Here is a 16532-nt window from a genome sequence, read left to right on the forward strand (position 1 = left end):
CTGGAAACACCTGCATTTAACCTCAATCAGAAGTTTAACTCTGTCTAGTTATGCAATGTCCATGCCTGATTTTCTATTAAAGTAGACGCCGCATCTGCCAGATTGTTCAACAATCTTGTGACAGCATAATGTCGATGGCCGCCAGAGCAGCGACTTAAAAGGCAGGGATCAATCAGCCTGCACTAATTGTTGCAGGGCATGTTGGGCGGCCACAAAACCAAAGCTGGCAGTGACGCAGATACTGGAACCATAACCCGCACAATGCAAGCCGGTCAGCCCGCTTTCGGCCTCGCACGCCTCTGCGGGCTTTTCTACCGGCTCGTCTGAATAGACTGCGGTGATGCCGAATCTGGCAGATTTTTTATTATCGCTGGCTTTGGGAAAGCCATGATCACGCCGTAACTGGTTGCGGACTTTTGCCAGCATGCGGTCGCCATTGACATGCGCCAGATCGGCCAGGCGTATGCGCGTCGCATCCAGCTTGCCTCCGGCACTGCCTACCATCACCAGCGGCAATCGTTGCTGCTGGCAATAAGCAGCCAATGCTATCTTGGCTTTGGTATCATCCATGCAATCAATGACGATAGCAGGCTGAGGCGTCAGCACGCTGCTGATGTTTTCTGCCGAGATAAAGTCTTCGACCTCAAACACCTGGCACAGCGGGTTGATCTGCTCTATGCGCTCGCGCATGGCGGTCACCTTGGCTTTGCCCAGGTTGGCATCCAGCGCATGGATCTGACGGTTGATATTGGATTCGGCGATATTATCCAGATCAACCAGGGTGAGCTTGCCGACGGCATTGCGCGCCAGGGCTTCCACCGTCCACGAACCTACCCCGCCTATGCCTATCACCAGCACATGCGCGGCTTGCAGGCGTTGCAAGCCTGGCTCGCCATACAAGCGGCGCACGCCGGAAAAACGGCGGGCTATATCCAGCTCGGGAGGTACGGCCAGATTCATTTGCTGCTCACGGTTTCCAGCACCACATATGCCAGCGCCAGGTTTTTTTCATCGCTGATGCTGATGTGCGACTGATGAATGTGATGTTGCTTGAGAAAAGCCTGCAAGGTAGGCGCCAGCTGCAGCAGTGGCCGCCCGAGCGCGTCATGGGTGACGGCTATATTGTGAAAACTGACGTCGCCGCGTATGCCGGTGCCTATGGCTTTGGCAAAGGCTTCTTTGGCGGCAAAGCGTTTGGCCAGAAAACGGGCTTTCAACTGGCTGGCCTGATAATCGGCCCACTCCGAATCTGCCAGTATCCGCTTGGCAAACGGTTCGCCAAACTGATCCAGCGAGGCCTGTATGCGCTCGACTTCAACGATATCTGTCCCAATTCCAAAGATCATATGGTCACCTCGCAAACTCAACCCTTGCATTTATCTGCGGCGTTCAGGGTTTAGTCAAATCGCCGAATTCCTAATATATCGCTGCAGGGTCTTGCCGGTTGCCGGCGCCCCCTGTAGCTACAGCCTTACCTCATGTACAGACTACCTGGCCGAGAACTCTTTCATCAGGGCTTTCATTTCGCGCACGGCATTATCCCAACCTACAAACAGTGCATGCGCCACGATGGCGTGGCCTATATTCAGCTCTTCAAACCCGGGCAGACGCGCGATGTGATGCACATTGTGGTAATGCAGACCATGCCCGGCATTGACTACCAGGCCGCCAGTCTTGGCATGGTAAAGCGCAGTCTCTACCCGGCGTAACTCTTCAGTCTGGGTCTTTTCGCTTTCAGCATCGGCAAAAGTGCCAGTGTGTATCTCGATCACAGGTGCGCCCAGCTTGATGGCAGCATCGATCTGCGCCAGATCCGGCGCGATAAACAGCGAGACACGTATGCCCTGGTCAGACAGTTTTTTGACCGCATGTTCCACTTTTGCATAATGCGCCAGCACATCCAGGCCGCCTTCAGTAGTGCGTTCTTCGCGGCGCTCCGGCACCAGGCAGACATCCTGCGGTTTGACCTGTATCGCGATATCCAGCATTTCGTCAGTGACTGCACACTCCAGGTTCATCTTGGTTTGCAGCAAAGGACGCAAGGCAAAGATATCGGCATCCTGCATATGGCGGCGGTCTTCACGCAAATGCAGGGTGATACTGTCGGCACCGGATTGCTCGGCGCGTAAGGCAGCTTGAACCACGCTAGGATATTTAGTACCTCGCGCCTGGCGTATCGTGGCGACATGATCGATATTCACACCTAATTTCAGCATATCTGGCTTTTAAGAGACTTGATAAAAACGCTATTTTACCTGCTGTCTGAGCAAAACCATACCATTAAGCGCTGACCGTCAGGGGTCAGGGTAGGTATAGGCTGATGTCATGCAAATATATTGCCCCAGTCATTAAAGATTAATCTGTTTCAACCATCATCCCCGCACAGTAATACTTTGCTCTTTAAACACCTCCTTGACGGAATTTTTCATTTAGCGGGATTTTTGTGAATAAATTAAAAAGATATAAATCTACCTCCATCGTGATCGCAGCAGTGGGATTGTCTCTAGGCGCAGTTTCCTTGGTTTCCGGGCTGGAACTCAAACCCACGCTCTCAATACCTGATGACAAAGGCAGCTGGACTACCGGCGACTTGCATACCCATACCACCCAATCTGATGACTCACGCACGACACAGACATTAGACTATCTGCTGGATAAGTCACTGGACACTTACAAACTGGACTGGATGATACTGAGCAATCACCTGCGTTCATCCAGGTTAGATAAGAATGGCAATGTATTGCCTAAACCGGTGCCTTTTGCCTACGCCATGGAAACCATTGAGATCCCGCACGTTAAAGATCTGCAGGCGGGCGGCACTTACGCAGACAAAATGATCATTTCCGGTGCCGAATGGGATATGCCTACGCATGATCACGTCAACGTGGTGATGCTAGACAACGAAGCTACGCTGGAGGCTTCGACCAGAGGTGCAAAAGAGTTCCAGTATCTGTTCACCACCCTGGCTGAGTCAACGTTTGACCCGGTCGATGTCGCCGCCTGGAAAAACAGAAACGGCACCAAGCGCCCTAACACGACTGGCGCCGATGCTTTAGCCGCTTTTTCGTGGTTGAAAACGAATTATCCGACCACCAGCTTTGCCACCATCAACCATCCTTCGCGCAACCCTAACAAATATACGATACAGAATCTGCGCCAAATGAATGATCTGGCACCTGACATCGTGTTTATGATAGAAGGCATGGTCGGCAACCAGATGGAACCTGACCGTGGCGGTTATACCTCAGCTTATATAGATGCCAATCTGCCCAATCGCACTTATGGTGGCACGGATGCCATCGTCGCCAAAGTCGGCGGTATGTGGGATGCACTGCTGGGCGAAGGGCGTCACGTTTGGAACATCGCCAACTCCGACTCACACTTTAAAATCGATGCGGCCAGCAACAGCAGTGGCTACTATCCTGGTGAATATTCCAAGAACTATGTGTGGATGCCAGACAGCAGCAAAGGCACGGCCACCGGGTTCATCTCCAGCCTGCGCGAGGGTCGCATGTTTGGTGTGTATGGTGACCTGATCGATGCGCTGGATTTCAGAGTAGTAGGTTCTTCAGGCACTGCCTTTATGGGTCAGGAGATCAAAGTCGGCGCAGGTGAAAAAGTCAAGTTCACCATCCGCTTTAAAAGTCCGGCATTAAACAACTATCTCAAGCCGGTGGATGGCAATACCCTGGCCAATATGAAGCCTGTAGTCAACCATGTGGACCTTATCGTAGGCGATGTCACAGCCAAAGCCAGCCCTGACTCTGCGGCTTACAACGTTGCCACCAATGCATCCACCCGCGTTCTAAAGCGCTACACAGCTGCAGACTGGAAGGTAGGCAAAGACGGTTTTGCATCTATCACCGTACAACTGGTGGCCAACAAAAACCAATACTTCAGGTTGCGCGGAACGAATCTGGCAGTTGACACACCGGGGCTCAGCTTCAACGGCGAACCACTGGCTGACCAGAAAACCTGGGTACTCAACAGTCAGGGTGGCGTTGATAACAATGGTCGCGTGAATGCAATCAATGACCGTAATTACAGCAGTCTCTGGTTTTACTCCAACCCGGTTTTCGTCTCAGTCAATTAATAGCGAGGATGGGCAGCGATCGCTGCTCATCTTCCCACTGTGATGGCGACATATTTTTTTAAACTTAATATTTCAGGATTCTTTATGCAATTCATTAAATCTTTGCTGTTGGTAGTGGCTCTGACTTTCACTGCTAGCGGCGCTGCGCTCGCGGATTATCGTTACAACATTATTGCAGTGGATGACGTAGACGGAGACCCTACATTCTCCGGCACTATGACCACCAGTGCGCCCTTCTCACTGGACTACAACTTCAGCGTTTTAGACTTTGTCCTGAATAACCCTTTAGACAACGTCACTTATAGCAGCACAGACGCCAGCATCAGCATAGACAGACAAGGGTTCACGTTTATTGCAAACAATAACAGTTCCTCTTTTATCCTGACGCTATACCCGGATAACAGCTACTTCTCCGAGTTCACCGCTTTCGGCCTGGATACGATCAACAATTCAGGTTACTTTAGCTTTATACAACAAGCCGCAACCGTACCAGAACCACAAAGCTCTGCCATGCTCCTGATAGGCCTGGCTTTGCTTGGCGGCATGGTCAGACGCAAACAAAAAGCCTGACGACCTACCTGAGGTCTCACAGGTGAGGCCTCACAACTGAGGTCTCCCTCAGCCAGTCGTGCAGGCCATGATGATGCAGGCAAGAGAACGCCTGCTTTGCTTAAATTAAAACCCTTGTAGATCCACCAGTAACTGGCGGGTGTGCAAGGGTTTTTCTCCAAGGTAATGTTGCAGCAGATAGCGCATCAACTGCTTGCTTTGTGTCTGCGTGGTGGCATTGCCATAACTGCCGCGCGCCATATCCAGCAGCGTCACGCCCTGGAGCAAGACGCCGTTTTTAGTCACGCCAGGTGCGCAGGCGCCATAATCCGCTTCAAATCTATAGGTTTCATCGGCATGGATGATCTCGCCGTTCTCATCATGCGTCAGTGGCACGGCATAGCCTAGCTCCTGCAACATTTTCAGCTCGAACCTGCGCATGATCTCGGCCAGCTGGCCACTGCCGGTCTCGTGGCTGAGCGTGGACAGCAATTGTACGGTTTGCGCATAATACTCAAACAGTTGCGCATGGGCGTCGTCGCGCGGCAGCAGGCGCAACAGCAATTCATTCATGTAAAACCCGCACATCAGGGCGTCGCCTTTGAGCAGCGTCAGCCCGGTCAGCCACTCCAGCCCGTGCAAGGTCTTCAGTTCGTTTTTACCCGACCAGGTACCCGCCAGCTGCTGGAAAGACTGCAACATGCCGCGCATGGCAGACAGCGGTCTGCGCGCCCCTTTGGCCACACCGGCTATGCGGCCAAAATCGCGGCTGAACATCTCAACCACCAGGCTGGTTTCTTTAAAGGGATAGGTGTGCAGGATAAAGACCGGCTGTAGCGATTGCTTAAGTGAGGCAACGTTAGGCATGCTCACGGCCATGGCGCTAGCTGCTGGTCGCTACGACTAAAAACCCAGGCTTTTGAGTGCCCGTTCGTCATCTGCCCAGCCACCTTTTACCTTGACCCAGGTTTCCAGATAGACTTTTGAGCCGAACAGTTTTTCCATGTCCTGGCGTGCTTCGGTGGAGATCTGCTTGAGCTTCTCGCCACCCTTGCCTATGATCATCGGTTTCTGGCTGTCTTTATCGACGATGATGACGGCAAAGATACGGCGCAGCTTTTTCACGGTCTCGAACTTTTCAATCTCTACCGTCATTGAATAAGGCAACTCATCGCCCACCAGGCGGAAGATCTTTTCGCGTATCAGTTCGGCTGCCAGAAAACGCTCATTCTTGTCGGTCAGTTCATCCTCACCATAGATGGCGGGCTGCTCCGGCAGGTGCTCACGCACAGCGGCCAGCAATCCTTCCAGGTTCTGGTTCTTTTTGGCGCTGACCGGGATGATACCGGCAAAGTCAAACAGCAGATCAAAGTCCTGTATCAGCGGTAACAGATTGCCTTTGTCACCCATCAGGTCTGCCTTGTTCACCACCAGTAACACCGGTTTGTTCATGGGCAGTAATTTCAGTACCAGCTCATCGGCTTCGCCCAGTTTCATGGGTTCGATCACGAACAGCACCACATCGACTTCAGACAGCACCTGTGTCACTGTTTTATTCAGCGTCTTGTTCAGCGCGTTGATATGTTTCTGCTGGAAACCCGGCGTATCCACAAACAGGAACTGGGTATCTTCAGTGGTATGTATGCCCAGCAAACGATGCCGGGTGGTTTGTGCCTTGCGCGAAGTGATGGCTAACTTCAGGCCCAGAATATGGTTGAGCAGCGTCGATTTACCGACATTGGGGCGACCGACGATGGCCACGGTGCCGCAGCGGAAGTCTTCAGTAGGCTGTATGTGTTCTGTCATGATTGGATCTTTTCCATGGCGAGCTTGGCCGCCTGCTGTTCCGCCACGCGGCGGCTGGTGCCGGCACCGGTGGTGGTAAGTTTAAGTTTTTTGATAAAGCATTGCACGGTGAAAGTCTGTGCGTGCGCCTCGCCCTCGATAGTCACGACCTGGTATTCAGGCAGATCCATCTTTTTACTCTGCAGGTATTCCTGCAACTGGGATTTGGCGTCTTTATCAATCGCGTTCGGGTTGATAGTGGTCAGGGTGTCACGGTATAGCAAGGCCACTACTTGTTCGGCAGCAGCAAAGCCACCATCCAGGTAAACAGCACCGACGATGGCTTCGAGTGCATCAGCCAGGATAGAAGGCCTGCGCCAGCCTGCGCTTTTCAATTCGCCTTCGCCCAGCTTGAGGGCATCGCCAAGATTCAGGCTGATGGCCAGTTCAGCCAGGCTGGCCTCTTTGACCAGTTTGGCACGTAAACGGCTGAGGTCTCCCTCGGGCAGGTCGGGGAATAAATTGAATAACTGGTGGGCAATGATAAAGTTGAGTACGCTATCGCCCAAAAATTCCAGCCGCTCGTTATTACTGGCCGAAAAGCTGCGATGTGTGAGCGCCTGCTGCAGCAAGTCTGGCTGCGTGAAGCTGTAAGCAATGCGGGTCTGTAATACCGGGAGCGCGCTCATCTCACCTACTGCGTTGCTTTGCTGGTCGCGTCAAAATCAATCAGCAAACTGATGGTATCTGTCAGCGGGATGTTTTTTTGGTAACGCACGGCCACCGAACGGCCGACCACATTCAGGTCGCGGCCATGCACAGTGGTGATCATGTCTACGTGCATCTGGCGGTCAAATGCAGTACGCATATCGGCGTCACTTTGCAGCATGGGGTCATGGGCGATACGGTTGATGGTAGATTGAATGGAGAAGTATTCCATATAAGATGGCAGTGCCTTTAAGCCCACCATGCCTATAATGCCGACCGCAGTCAGCACCAGCAGGAAACCGAGTACACCTAGCCCATGTTGTGCGCGTGCTGAAACCCTAGAACATTTCATTTGCCATCTCCTCACAAATTGCGACTATCACCACCATCACCCGGGGTGCTTAACTGATACTTTGCCCGATACGGCGCCACTGGTCAAAGTTAAACCAGATAAAGAAGGCGCGGCCGACCAGGTGTTTCTCTGAGACAAAGCCCCAGACGCGGCTGTCAGAACTATTGTCCCGGTTATCGCCCATGGCATAGTACTCGCCTTCAGGCACAGTGACGGTCTCGCCCTGCATCAGGCGGTCACCCAGGCTGCCCGGGCTGTACTGGTTCATGATGTCATGGATCAACACATCATGCTTGAGCGTGTCTAACTGCTCAGTCAGACGCGAGGCCGTGACATCGACTGCACGGGCGCTGCCGCTCTCGTCATTCACATTCAGGGCATACTTGTAGGGTGCTATGAAATCCAGGTTGACCACTTTGCCGTTGATGGTCAGCTGTTTGTCGCGGTACTGGATCTGGTCGCCAGGCAAGCCGATGACGCGCTTGATGTAGTCTATAGACGGGTCTGGCGGATAGTGAAAAACGAACACATCGCCACGCTTGGGTTTGTCGACCGGGTAAAACACGTTATTGAGGATAGGCACGCGCAAGCCATAAGTGAATTTATTCACCAGGATATAATCGCCAGCCAGCAGGGTAGGCATCATGGAGCCGGAAGGGATCTTGAACGGTTCTACGATAAATGAACGTACAGTGAACACCAGCAGGATTACCGGGAAAAAGCTTTTGCTGTATTCCACATACCACGGGTCTGGCACGTCGCCCAGCGCACTCGCCTGGCGTTTCTTGCGCAAAATCAGAATATCCAGCAACCAGATCACGCCGGATACCAGCAAAATCACCAACATAAAAATCGCAAAATACATGCTCGTTCCCTGTAGAAATCGGGTGTTCCCGTTTTATTTGTCTTCAACGCGCAGAATAGCCAGGAAGGCCTCTTGTGGGATCTCCACATTACCGACCTGCTTCATGCGCTTTTTACCTTCTTTTTGTTTATCCAGCAACTTGCGCTTACGACTGACATCACCACCATAGCACTTGGCGATCACGTTCTTGCGCATGGCCTTGACAGTCTCGCGCGCAATGATATTGGCGCCTATCGCTGCCTGAATGGCGATATCAAACATCTGGCGCGGGATCAGTTCACGCATTTTAGACACCAGCTCACGCCCGCGATAGATACTATTGGCCCTGTGCACGATCAGGCTCAGCGCATCGACACGCTCGCCGTTGACCATGATATCCAGTTTCACCAGATCGGCGGCACGGAACTCAAGGAACTCGTAATCCATAGAGGCATAGCCACGCGACACGGATTTCAGTTTATCAAAGAAATCGAGCACCACCTCGTTGAGTGGCATTTCGTAACTGAGCATGACCTGGCGGCCCATATACTGCATATTGCGCTGTAAACCGCGTTTGTTGTTACACAGCGTCATCACCGGGCCAACATAATCCTGCGGCATCAGCAGGTTCACCACTATCATGGGTTCGCGGATCTCTTCCACACGGGAAGGCTCGGGCAGGCGTGACGGGTTCTCGATCTGCACTACTTCGCCGGTTTTCAGCAGCAACTCGTAGATCACGGTAGGCGCGGTGGTGATCAGATCCATATCGTACTCGCGCTCTAAACGCTCCTGTACGATCTCCATGTGCAGCAGGCCTAAAAAGCCGCAGCGGAAACCAAAACCCAACGCAGTGGAGTTCTCCGGCTCGAACTGCAGGCTGGCGTCATTCAGGCTGAGTTTTTCCAGCGCGGTACGCAGGCCTTCGAACTGGTTGGATTCGACCGGGTACAAACCGGCGAACACCTGTGGTTTGACTTCCTTAAAACCAGGCAATGGCGCGCTGGCCTGTCTGCCAGCCAGCGTCACGGTATCGCCCACCTTGGCGGCGGCCAGTTCTTTAATACCGGCGATGATAAACCCTACTTCACCTGCATTCAGCTGCGGGCGTTGCAGCGATTTAGGGGTGAACACACCTACCTGTTCACACAGATATTCAGCGCCGGTCGCCATCAGGCGTATCTTCTCTTTGGCACGCAAAACACCATCAACCACGCGCACAAGCATGACCACGCCCACATAGTTATCAAACCAGGCATCGATGACCAGGGCTTTGAGCGGCGCATCTATATCACCTGCCGGCGGCGGCACTTTGGCCACCACTTCTTCCAGCACATCGCGTACACCTAACCCGGTTTTGGCTGAGCATTGCACGGCATCGGTGGCATCCACGCCGATCACATCTTCAATCTCTTGCGCCACACGGGCCGGATCGGCTGAAGGCAGGTCTATCTTGTTGAGTACGGGGGTGACTTCTACACCCAACTCGATGGCGGTGTAACAGTTGGCCACGCTTTGCGCTTCAACGCCTTGCGAGGCATCCACCACCAATAGCGCGCCTTCACAGGCGGACAGTGAGCGGCTGACCTCGTAACTGAAGTCCACATGCCCCGGGGTATCGATCAGGTTGAGGAAATAAGTCTCACCGTTGTTGGCTTTGTATTGCAGGGCAGCGGTTTGCGCTTTGATCGTAATGCCGCGCTCACGCTCGATATCCATGCTATCCAGCACCTGCGCTTCCATTTCGCGCGCCTCCAGGCCACCGCACAACTGAATGATGCGATCAGCCAGTGTCGATTTGCCATGGTCAATGTGGGCAATAATCGAGAAATTACGAATATTCTTCATGTTCTGCTATAGGTTGATTACAAGCAAGAAAGGCGCTTAACGCGCCTTTCCGAATTTGCTGGCATTTTACAGCAAACGCCTATTTATCAGGGATTTATTTTAAAGCGCCCAGGCTGCACAGCGCTTTAAAACACGCCCTTACTTGCTCACCTTGATAGGCACATACAAAGTATTTTCACCTCTGAGCACCAGCACCGCCACCGTTTTGCCGGCAGCGACAGCGTTGATCTGCTTGTTGAACAGATCCACACTCTGGCTTTCATTGTTGTTCAGCCCCAGGATCACATCACCACGGCGTATGCCGGCCTGGGCAGCTGCACCCACGCTTTCAACCACCAGCAGGCCGTTTTTGCCATTCAGCTTTTTCTTCTGCTGTGGCGTCAGTTCACGCAGGGTCAAACCGATCTTGTTAGACTCAGGCTTGGCAGGCTCTTTGCTCGAAGGCTGCGCGTCTGCCTGCTCGTTAGGCATCTCACCGATACCCAGTTGCAAGGTCTTGCTGGCGCCTTTACGCACGATCTCTACCGGCACCACTTTACCTGGCTTGATCGCAGCCACCACCCGCGGCAGATCGGCAGATGTCACGATAGGCTTGCCATCAAACTTGAGGATGATATCGCCGACTTCCAGGCCACCCTTGTCTGCCGGGCTGTTTTTCTCGACCCCGGCGATCAATGCGCCACTGGTCTGCTTGAGGCCAAAAGAATCAGCCAGGTCTTTGGTGACTTCCTGTATGCCTATGCCCAGCCAGCCACGCGAGATACGGCCGCTGGATTTTAACTGGTTGGAGATATCAATGGCGACATCGATAGGGATACTGAAAGACAGACCCATGGAGCCACCGCTCTTGCTGTAGATCTGCGAGTTGACACCGACCACCTCACCGCGCAGGTTGAACAGCGGGCCACCCGAGTTACCCGGGTTGATGGCGACATCGGTCTGGATGAACGGCACATAATTTTCCTGCGGCAAGGCACGGCCTTTGGCACTGACGATGCCGGCTGTCATGGTGTTTTCCAGACCGAACGGGGAGCCGATCGCAGCCACCCACTCACCGACTTTCAATGCGCCAGGATCACCGACCACGACTTTAGGCAGTCCGGTCGCTTCAATCTTGATCAGCGCAACATCGGTACGCTTGTCAGCACCTATGATCTTCGCCTTGAATTCACGCTTGTCAGACAGTTTGACCAGTACTTCATCTGCCTCGCTCACCACATGCGCATTGGTCAAAATATAACCGTCGCCGCTGATGATAAAGCCTGAGCCCAAGGACTGAGTCTTATAATCCTGCCCGCCCTCTTGCCCGGGCATGCCAGGCATACCGGGAATGCCAAAACGGCGCAGCAACTCTTGCAGGTTCTCATCATTCGGCATGCCTGGGAAGCCCATACCGCCACCATTGCCGTGGACGACCGAGGTGGTACTGATGTTGACCACGGTAGGCCCCTGTTTTTCAGCCAGCTCGGTGAAATCAGGCAAGTCCTTGGCCTGCACCGGCATGACGAACATCGTTAATGACATGCTGCATGTCAGCAATACTGCAGAAATCCATTGCTTCATCATGATTCTTCCTATTATTTAATCAGTTCAAAATTCAATTTTATAAAAATATATTCCAAGCTGCCGGCTCTGTGGCGATCGCAGGCGTTATTTTTTTACTCACATGGTGTCCGCTGCACTCAAAAACAAGAGCACGCAGTGACACCGCCATACAAAACGCCACTGCCAATGCAGTCTGCACATGCAATAGGGATAGATCAAAGGCGTTCGTCATGTATGGGAAAGAGATCGGGGATTTAAAGAGTCGTGTCGAGTGCATATTGCATGCTGAGGGCAGAAGTGGTCCGCGGGTCTATTTTTTAAAGGTCACCTGCTGTGCGATCTGTTCAACCGTTTGTGCCGGCACTTCGCCAACGACAACCAGCTGATAGCCATTTAACACATGTGCATAAACATTGGTGGAACCCATGTTCTTTTTGCCTATGCGCGGCTGCATGCCTTTGATCACCGGCTCGACGAATAGTGATACCGAGGCCAGGCCATCAGAGAAGATCAATTGCTGCACCGGCACTGCCCTGCCTGGTACACGCAGGCGTATCTGGTCTACTTTTTTGTAACCGGCCGGCAGGTTAGCGATCACCAGGTTATTTTCCACATGGGTCAGATCGGTGGTGTCATCCATCACATATGGTTTGGAAGCATCTATCTTGGGCTGGAACCAGTCCAGGTCTTTGGTTTGCAGCATGGAGACCTGGTTAAAGCCGATCTGCTCCAGTGTATTGCCCTGGGTATCCAGCATGCTCATTTTTAGCAGCAAGCCATATTCGCTGTCAGACCAGACACGGTACTGGTAGCGCAGATTGTCATTCGGGATCATATCGATCACTTGCGCCAATCGGCCGGCGATGCGCTCCTGGCCGATGAATTTCAGCTTGTAGTTTTGCTTGAGGGGTTGCAGCTGGGTGGGCAACATGGCCGGGAACAGGTTCTGGCCACGGCGCTTTTCAATCACTACCTTGTCGTTTTTAGCGTTAAAGATAACGATGTCATCGCCTTCGCTGAACACTTCACGCGGGCGGCCATCGAGCACGACATTGCGCGTGAATTCGCGCCCGGCTTCATTGATATGTGTAATTTGAACGGAGCGAATGATCGCTCCGTTGTGGTAAATGAACAAGCCCTGATAATTGAGCTCCCTGGCTGCAGAAGCGGTCCTCTGCATGGCAGGCCATAAATCTTCTTCTGCCCACGCCTGCTGGCAGAGCACACACGCAAGCAACACACGAATCACACCCGGCACAGACATACCAATCACAGTTAAATTTATTCGCCAGCGTTGTAGGTTACGTTGTGGATATAGTAAGTCGCACTATTAGGGGAATAGTTGTGATGCGCCATCACATACTGATCAGTTTCGCTATCGGCGATCTGCACCGTTTCAACCGTTGCCGGCTGATTGAGCACGAACATGCCGACAAAAAACGCCGCTGCGACAGATGCCGCCACAGACCAGATGTATTTAGTCGGGCGCGGGCGTATTTGCGCCACGACAGGCGTCACTGCGGCTTGAGGAGCCAGCACCACAGGCTCATCGTTCAGAGCGGCCATGATGCGGCTGGTCATATCCGGCTGCACCCAATTTTCTTCACGGATGACATCACGGATGATGTGATAATCCTGCCAGGCCTGCGCCACCTCTCCGGTAGACTTGGCCGCCAGAAAGATATGTTCACAGCGCTCAACATCGGCTTCGCCGTCAATTAAAGCGGACAATTGCTGCTTCATAATAACCCCAAATCAATCAATGTTTTTATGTTAGCACTTAACAAATTATTTGTCATAACACCTATATTCAAAAAATAACCGCATCAAATTGGACTTGCTTACCAACGTTTATGTTGGGGCGTATCCAGCAATGGTCTCAGTTTTGCAGCAATGGTCTCACGGGCGCGGAAAATACGTGAGCGCACGGTACCAATAGGACATTGCATGACCGTGGCAATGTCTTCATAACTCAAGCCTTCCAGCTCACGCAAGGTGATCGCCGTACGCAACTCTTCTGGCAAAGCACTGATCGCATCATTGACAGTCTGCGCGATCTCTTTGGTCATCAGCGAGGTTTCAGGCGTTTCCATCGTACGCATGTCCTGGCCTTCGTCAAAATTCTCTACATCTTCGATTTCAACGTCCTGCATGACTTGTGGCTTGCGCCCCATAGACACCAGATAGTTTTTAGCGGTATTGATGCCTATACGATACAACCAGGTATAAAAGGCACTGTCACCACGAAAACTATGCAAAGCCCTATAGGCTTTAATAAAGGATTCCTGAACCACGTCCTCGACTTCGGCCTGGTCGCGGATCATACGCGACAATAGACGCCCAAGCTTGCGGTTATATTTCTCTACCAGCAATCCGAATGCGCGTTTATCGCCCTGCTGGGCACGTTCAACCAGCAACTGGTCGAACTCTCTATTCTCTATCTGTTTGGCGTTTGCCGCCTGAACAGTCATATCGCGATGACTCCCTTGGGTAATTTTCTGATTGGGAGTAGTATACGCTTTTGTATTGTTATCGACGAACCCGGTGCGTGTTAACGCCTCTAATTTTGTTGTGTTTAACATCGTCTCATCCCTTATTTTCGCCTGCCAATGCAACATGCAATACAGACTTTTATCTGACACCGCCTTTTCCGCGAAGTTCCCCCGACTTAACAACATATGAATAAAGTCTTTGACGTCTTGATCATTGGCAGTGGCTTGGCGGGGCAATCGCTGGCTTTGCGGCTGGCCGACAGTTACCGCATCTGCATACTCAGTAAACGTGAGCTGTCCATGAGTGCCAGTAACTGGGCACAAGGTGGCATCGCGGCAGTACACAACAGTGAAGACTCCATAGAAGCCCATATACAGGACACCCTGGATGCTGGCGCCGGCCTGTGCGATAGCGAAGTCACGCGCATGGTGGTGAATAATGGCCGTGCCAGCATTGAATGGTTGCTGCAGCAAGGCGTGAATTTCACACGTGAAGCGGAAGATGACCGCCTGCACCTGACGCGTGAAGGCGGCCATAGCCACAGACGGGTGGTGCATGTCGCCGATGCCACCGGCCAGGCAGTGCAGACCACCCTGACCGACCGTGTGCGCGAACATCCCAACATCACTATTCTTGAACACCATATCGCGGTAGACCTGATCACCACGCACAAGCTGTTCCAGCAGACCGCCAGTGACGGCCCTAACCGCTGCCTGGGTGCTTATGTGTTAAACAGCCAGACCGGGCATGTCACCACGCTCTCGGCGCAATATACAGTGATGGCCACCGGCGGTGCCGGCAAGGTTTACCTGTACACCACCAACCCGGATATCAGCACCGGTGACGGCATTGCCATGGCCTGGCGGGCCGGCTGCCGGGTCGCCAATATGGAATTCGTGCAGTTTCACCCGACCTGCCTCTACCACCCGCATGCCAAATCGTTCCTGATCTCGGAAGTGCTGCGTGGCGAAGGTGGCTTGCTCACCTTGCCGGACGGCAGCCGCTTCATGCATCTGCATGACGAACGGGCCGAGCTGGCACCCCGCGACGTGGTCGCACGCGCGATAGACTTTGAAATGAAAAAACGCGGCCTGGATTGTGTCTACCTGGATATCAGCCACAAGCCACTAGACTTTATCCAGTCACATTTCCCCAACATCTATAAACGCTGTTTGCAATTGGGCATAGATATCAGCAAACAGCCTATCCCGGTGGTGCCTGCCGCGCATTACACCTGCGGCGGCGTGATGACCGACATGCATGGCCGCACCGATATCGATTGCCTGTATGCGATAGGCGAGACCGCCTGTACCGGCCTGCATGGCGCGAACCGGCTGGCCAGCAACTCCCTGCTGGAATGCCTGGCATTCAGCCAGAGCTGCGCGCAGGACATACAAGCCTCGGGCCAGCAACCCACCATCTCGCTGCCGGATTGGGATGAAAGCCGCGTCACCGATGCCGACGAAGAGGTACTCATCACCCACACCTGGGATGAGCTGCGGCGGTTCATGTGGAACTATGTCGGCATCGTGCGCACCAATAAAAGACTGAGCCGGGCATTGCACCGCATCCATATGTTGCGCGATGAGGTGCACGAGTTTTACAGCAACTTCAAGGTCAGCCATGACCTGATAGAACTGCGTAACCTGTTGCAGGTGGCCGAGCTGATCGTGCGCTGTGCGATCGAGCGCGAGGAAAGCCGCGGGCTGCATTACAGCAAGGATCACCCCGAACTGTTAGCAGAGGCCATCCCCACCGTGTTAGCACCAGAAAACTACACCAGCCTGCTGGATTAACATGTGGGCACGTCTACTGCTCTGCGTGTTATGCCTGACCAGCGCAGGCAGCCATGCCGAGCCGGTGCTGCAAAAAGTAGTGGATGGCGACACGGTGATCATCCGTGACCAGGGCAGCAGCTATCGCCTGCGCCTGCTGGATATCGACGCCCCTGAATCACAGCAGGCTTATGGCAAGCAGGCAAAACGCAGCCTGATGAGCCTTTGCAACGGCAAGATAGAGGTACGGACCAGCGGCACAGACCTTTACGGACGCACCCTGGGCCACCTGAGCTGCAACAATATCGACGCCAGCCGATACCAGGTCGCACAGGGCATGGCCTGGTTCAATAGCCGCTACTCCAGCCGCACAGAATTAGCGCCATTGCAACAACAGGCACAACAGCAGGCACTGGGTCTATGGCAACAGCCGGACCCCACCCCACCCTGGGTTTGGCGCAAGCATTTTGGTCAACATTATCGACAGCGAGAATGACCATATCCCGTCAATATCCTTTAGAATAATGTTTTTATTAGCGA

At 53.1% G+C, this 16532-nt stretch carries 17 protein-coding genes; 4 read left to right on the forward strand and 13 right to left on the reverse strand.

Annotated features, from left to right (window positions below):
- Nucleotides 1–168: 168 nt before the first annotated feature.
- From ACT6RZ_RS13680 to pdxJ, 3 genes are all read right to left on the reverse strand, one after another.
- Nucleotides 169–960: a tRNA threonylcarbamoyladenosine dehydratase gene (locus tag ACT6RZ_RS13680; RefSeq protein ID WP_444702650.1), complete on the reverse strand. Its 792-nt coding sequence runs from the start codon at nt 958–960 to the stop codon at nt 169–171.
- The gene (acpS, locus tag ACT6RZ_RS13685; RefSeq protein WP_444702651.1) at nt 957–1346 is read right to left on the reverse strand and encodes a holo-ACP synthase; all 390 of its coding nucleotides are present in this window, start codon (nt 1344–1346) and stop codon (nt 957–959) included. The genes ACT6RZ_RS13680 and acpS overlap by 4 nt, the downstream gene beginning before the upstream one ends.
- 141 nt (nt 1347–1487) lie before the next feature.
- The gene (pdxJ, locus tag ACT6RZ_RS13690; protein ID WP_444702652.1) at nt 1488–2216 is read right to left on the reverse strand and encodes a pyridoxine 5'-phosphate synthase; all 729 of its coding nucleotides are present in this window, start codon (nt 2214–2216) and stop codon (nt 1488–1490) included.
- A 227-nt stretch (nt 2217–2443) separates the two neighbouring features.
- On the opposite strand from pdxJ, the gene ACT6RZ_RS13695 reads away from it, so the two are divergent.
- The gene (locus tag ACT6RZ_RS13695) at nt 2444–4093 is read left to right on the forward strand and encodes a hypothetical protein (protein ID WP_444702653.1); all 1650 of its coding nucleotides are present in this window, start codon (nt 2444–2446) and stop codon (nt 4091–4093) included.
- Between the two features lie 84 nt (nt 4094–4177).
- The gene (locus tag ACT6RZ_RS13700; RefSeq protein ID WP_444702654.1) at nt 4178–4663 is read left to right on the forward strand and encodes a PEP-CTERM sorting domain-containing protein; all 486 of its coding nucleotides are present in this window, start codon (nt 4178–4180) and stop codon (nt 4661–4663) included.
- A gap of 105 nt (nt 4664–4768) precedes the next feature.
- On the opposite strand, the gene recO is transcribed toward ACT6RZ_RS13700, so the two are convergent.
- The 10 genes from recO to rpoE form a co-directional block, all read right to left on the reverse strand.
- Complete coding sequence (gene recO, locus ACT6RZ_RS13705; protein WP_444702655.1) at nt 4769–5521, reverse strand: DNA repair protein RecO; 753 nt, start codon at nt 5519–5521, stop codon at nt 4769–4771.
- A gap of 24 nt (nt 5522–5545) precedes the next feature.
- Complete coding sequence (gene era / locus ACT6RZ_RS13710) at nt 5546–6448, reverse strand: GTPase Era (protein WP_444702656.1); 903 nt, start codon at nt 6446–6448, stop codon at nt 5546–5548.
- On the reverse strand, nt 6445–7116 hold the full coding sequence (gene rnc / locus ACT6RZ_RS13715) for a ribonuclease III (protein ID WP_444702657.1): 672 nt from the start codon (nt 7114–7116) through the stop codon (nt 6445–6447). Before rnc ends, era begins: the two co-directional genes overlap by 4 nt.
- 5 nt (nt 7117–7121) lie before the next feature.
- The gene (locus ACT6RZ_RS13720; RefSeq protein ID WP_444702658.1) at nt 7122–7487 is read right to left on the reverse strand and encodes a DUF4845 domain-containing protein; all 366 of its coding nucleotides are present in this window, start codon (nt 7485–7487) and stop codon (nt 7122–7124) included.
- Nucleotides 7488–7536: 49 nt separating this feature from the next.
- Nucleotides 7537–8352: a signal peptidase I gene (lepB, locus tag ACT6RZ_RS13725; protein WP_444702659.1), complete on the reverse strand. Its 816-nt coding sequence runs from the start codon at nt 8350–8352 to the stop codon at nt 7537–7539.
- Between the two features lie 33 nt (nt 8353–8385).
- Nucleotides 8386–10179, reverse strand: a complete 1794-nt coding sequence (gene lepA / locus ACT6RZ_RS13730) for a translation elongation factor 4 (RefSeq protein WP_444702660.1) — start codon at nt 10177–10179, stop codon at nt 8386–8388.
- Between the two features lie 138 nt (nt 10180–10317).
- Complete coding sequence (locus ACT6RZ_RS13735; RefSeq protein WP_444702661.1) at nt 10318–11745, reverse strand: DegQ family serine endoprotease; 1428 nt, start codon at nt 11743–11745, stop codon at nt 10318–10320.
- Nucleotides 11746–12034: 289 nt separating this feature from the next.
- Nucleotides 12035–12988 (reverse strand): MucB/RseB C-terminal domain-containing protein, encoded by a 954-nt coding sequence (locus ACT6RZ_RS13740; RefSeq protein WP_444702662.1) that lies wholly within the window; start codon nt 12986–12988, stop codon nt 12035–12037.
- A gap of 17 nt (nt 12989–13005) precedes the next feature.
- Nucleotides 13006–13467 carry a sigma-E factor negative regulatory protein gene (locus tag ACT6RZ_RS13745; RefSeq protein ID WP_444702663.1) on the reverse strand — a complete coding sequence of 154 codons (462 nt, stop codon included), beginning with the start codon at nt 13465–13467 and terminating at the stop codon, nt 13006–13008.
- Between the two features lie 98 nt (nt 13468–13565).
- Nucleotides 13566–14195: an RNA polymerase sigma factor RpoE gene (gene rpoE, locus ACT6RZ_RS13750; protein ID WP_444702664.1), complete on the reverse strand. Its 630-nt coding sequence runs from the start codon at nt 14193–14195 to the stop codon at nt 13566–13568.
- Nucleotides 14196–14402: 207 nt separating this feature from the next.
- Between rpoE and nadB the strand changes: the two genes are divergently transcribed.
- Both nadB and ACT6RZ_RS13760 read left to right on the forward strand, forming a co-directional pair.
- Entirely contained in the window at nt 14403–16013 is a 1611-nt protein-coding gene (nadB, locus tag ACT6RZ_RS13755) for an L-aspartate oxidase (RefSeq protein WP_444702665.1), read from the forward strand.
- A gap of 1 nt (nt 16014) precedes the next feature.
- Complete coding sequence (locus ACT6RZ_RS13760) at nt 16015–16488, forward strand: thermonuclease family protein (protein ID WP_444702666.1); 474 nt, start codon at nt 16015–16017, stop codon at nt 16486–16488.
- Nucleotides 16489–16532 lie beyond the last annotated feature (44 nt).

The sequence above is a fragment of the Methylophilus sp. genome, from assembly GCF_052437885.1.
GTDB lineage: Bacteria > Pseudomonadota > Gammaproteobacteria > Burkholderiales > Methylophilaceae > Methylophilus.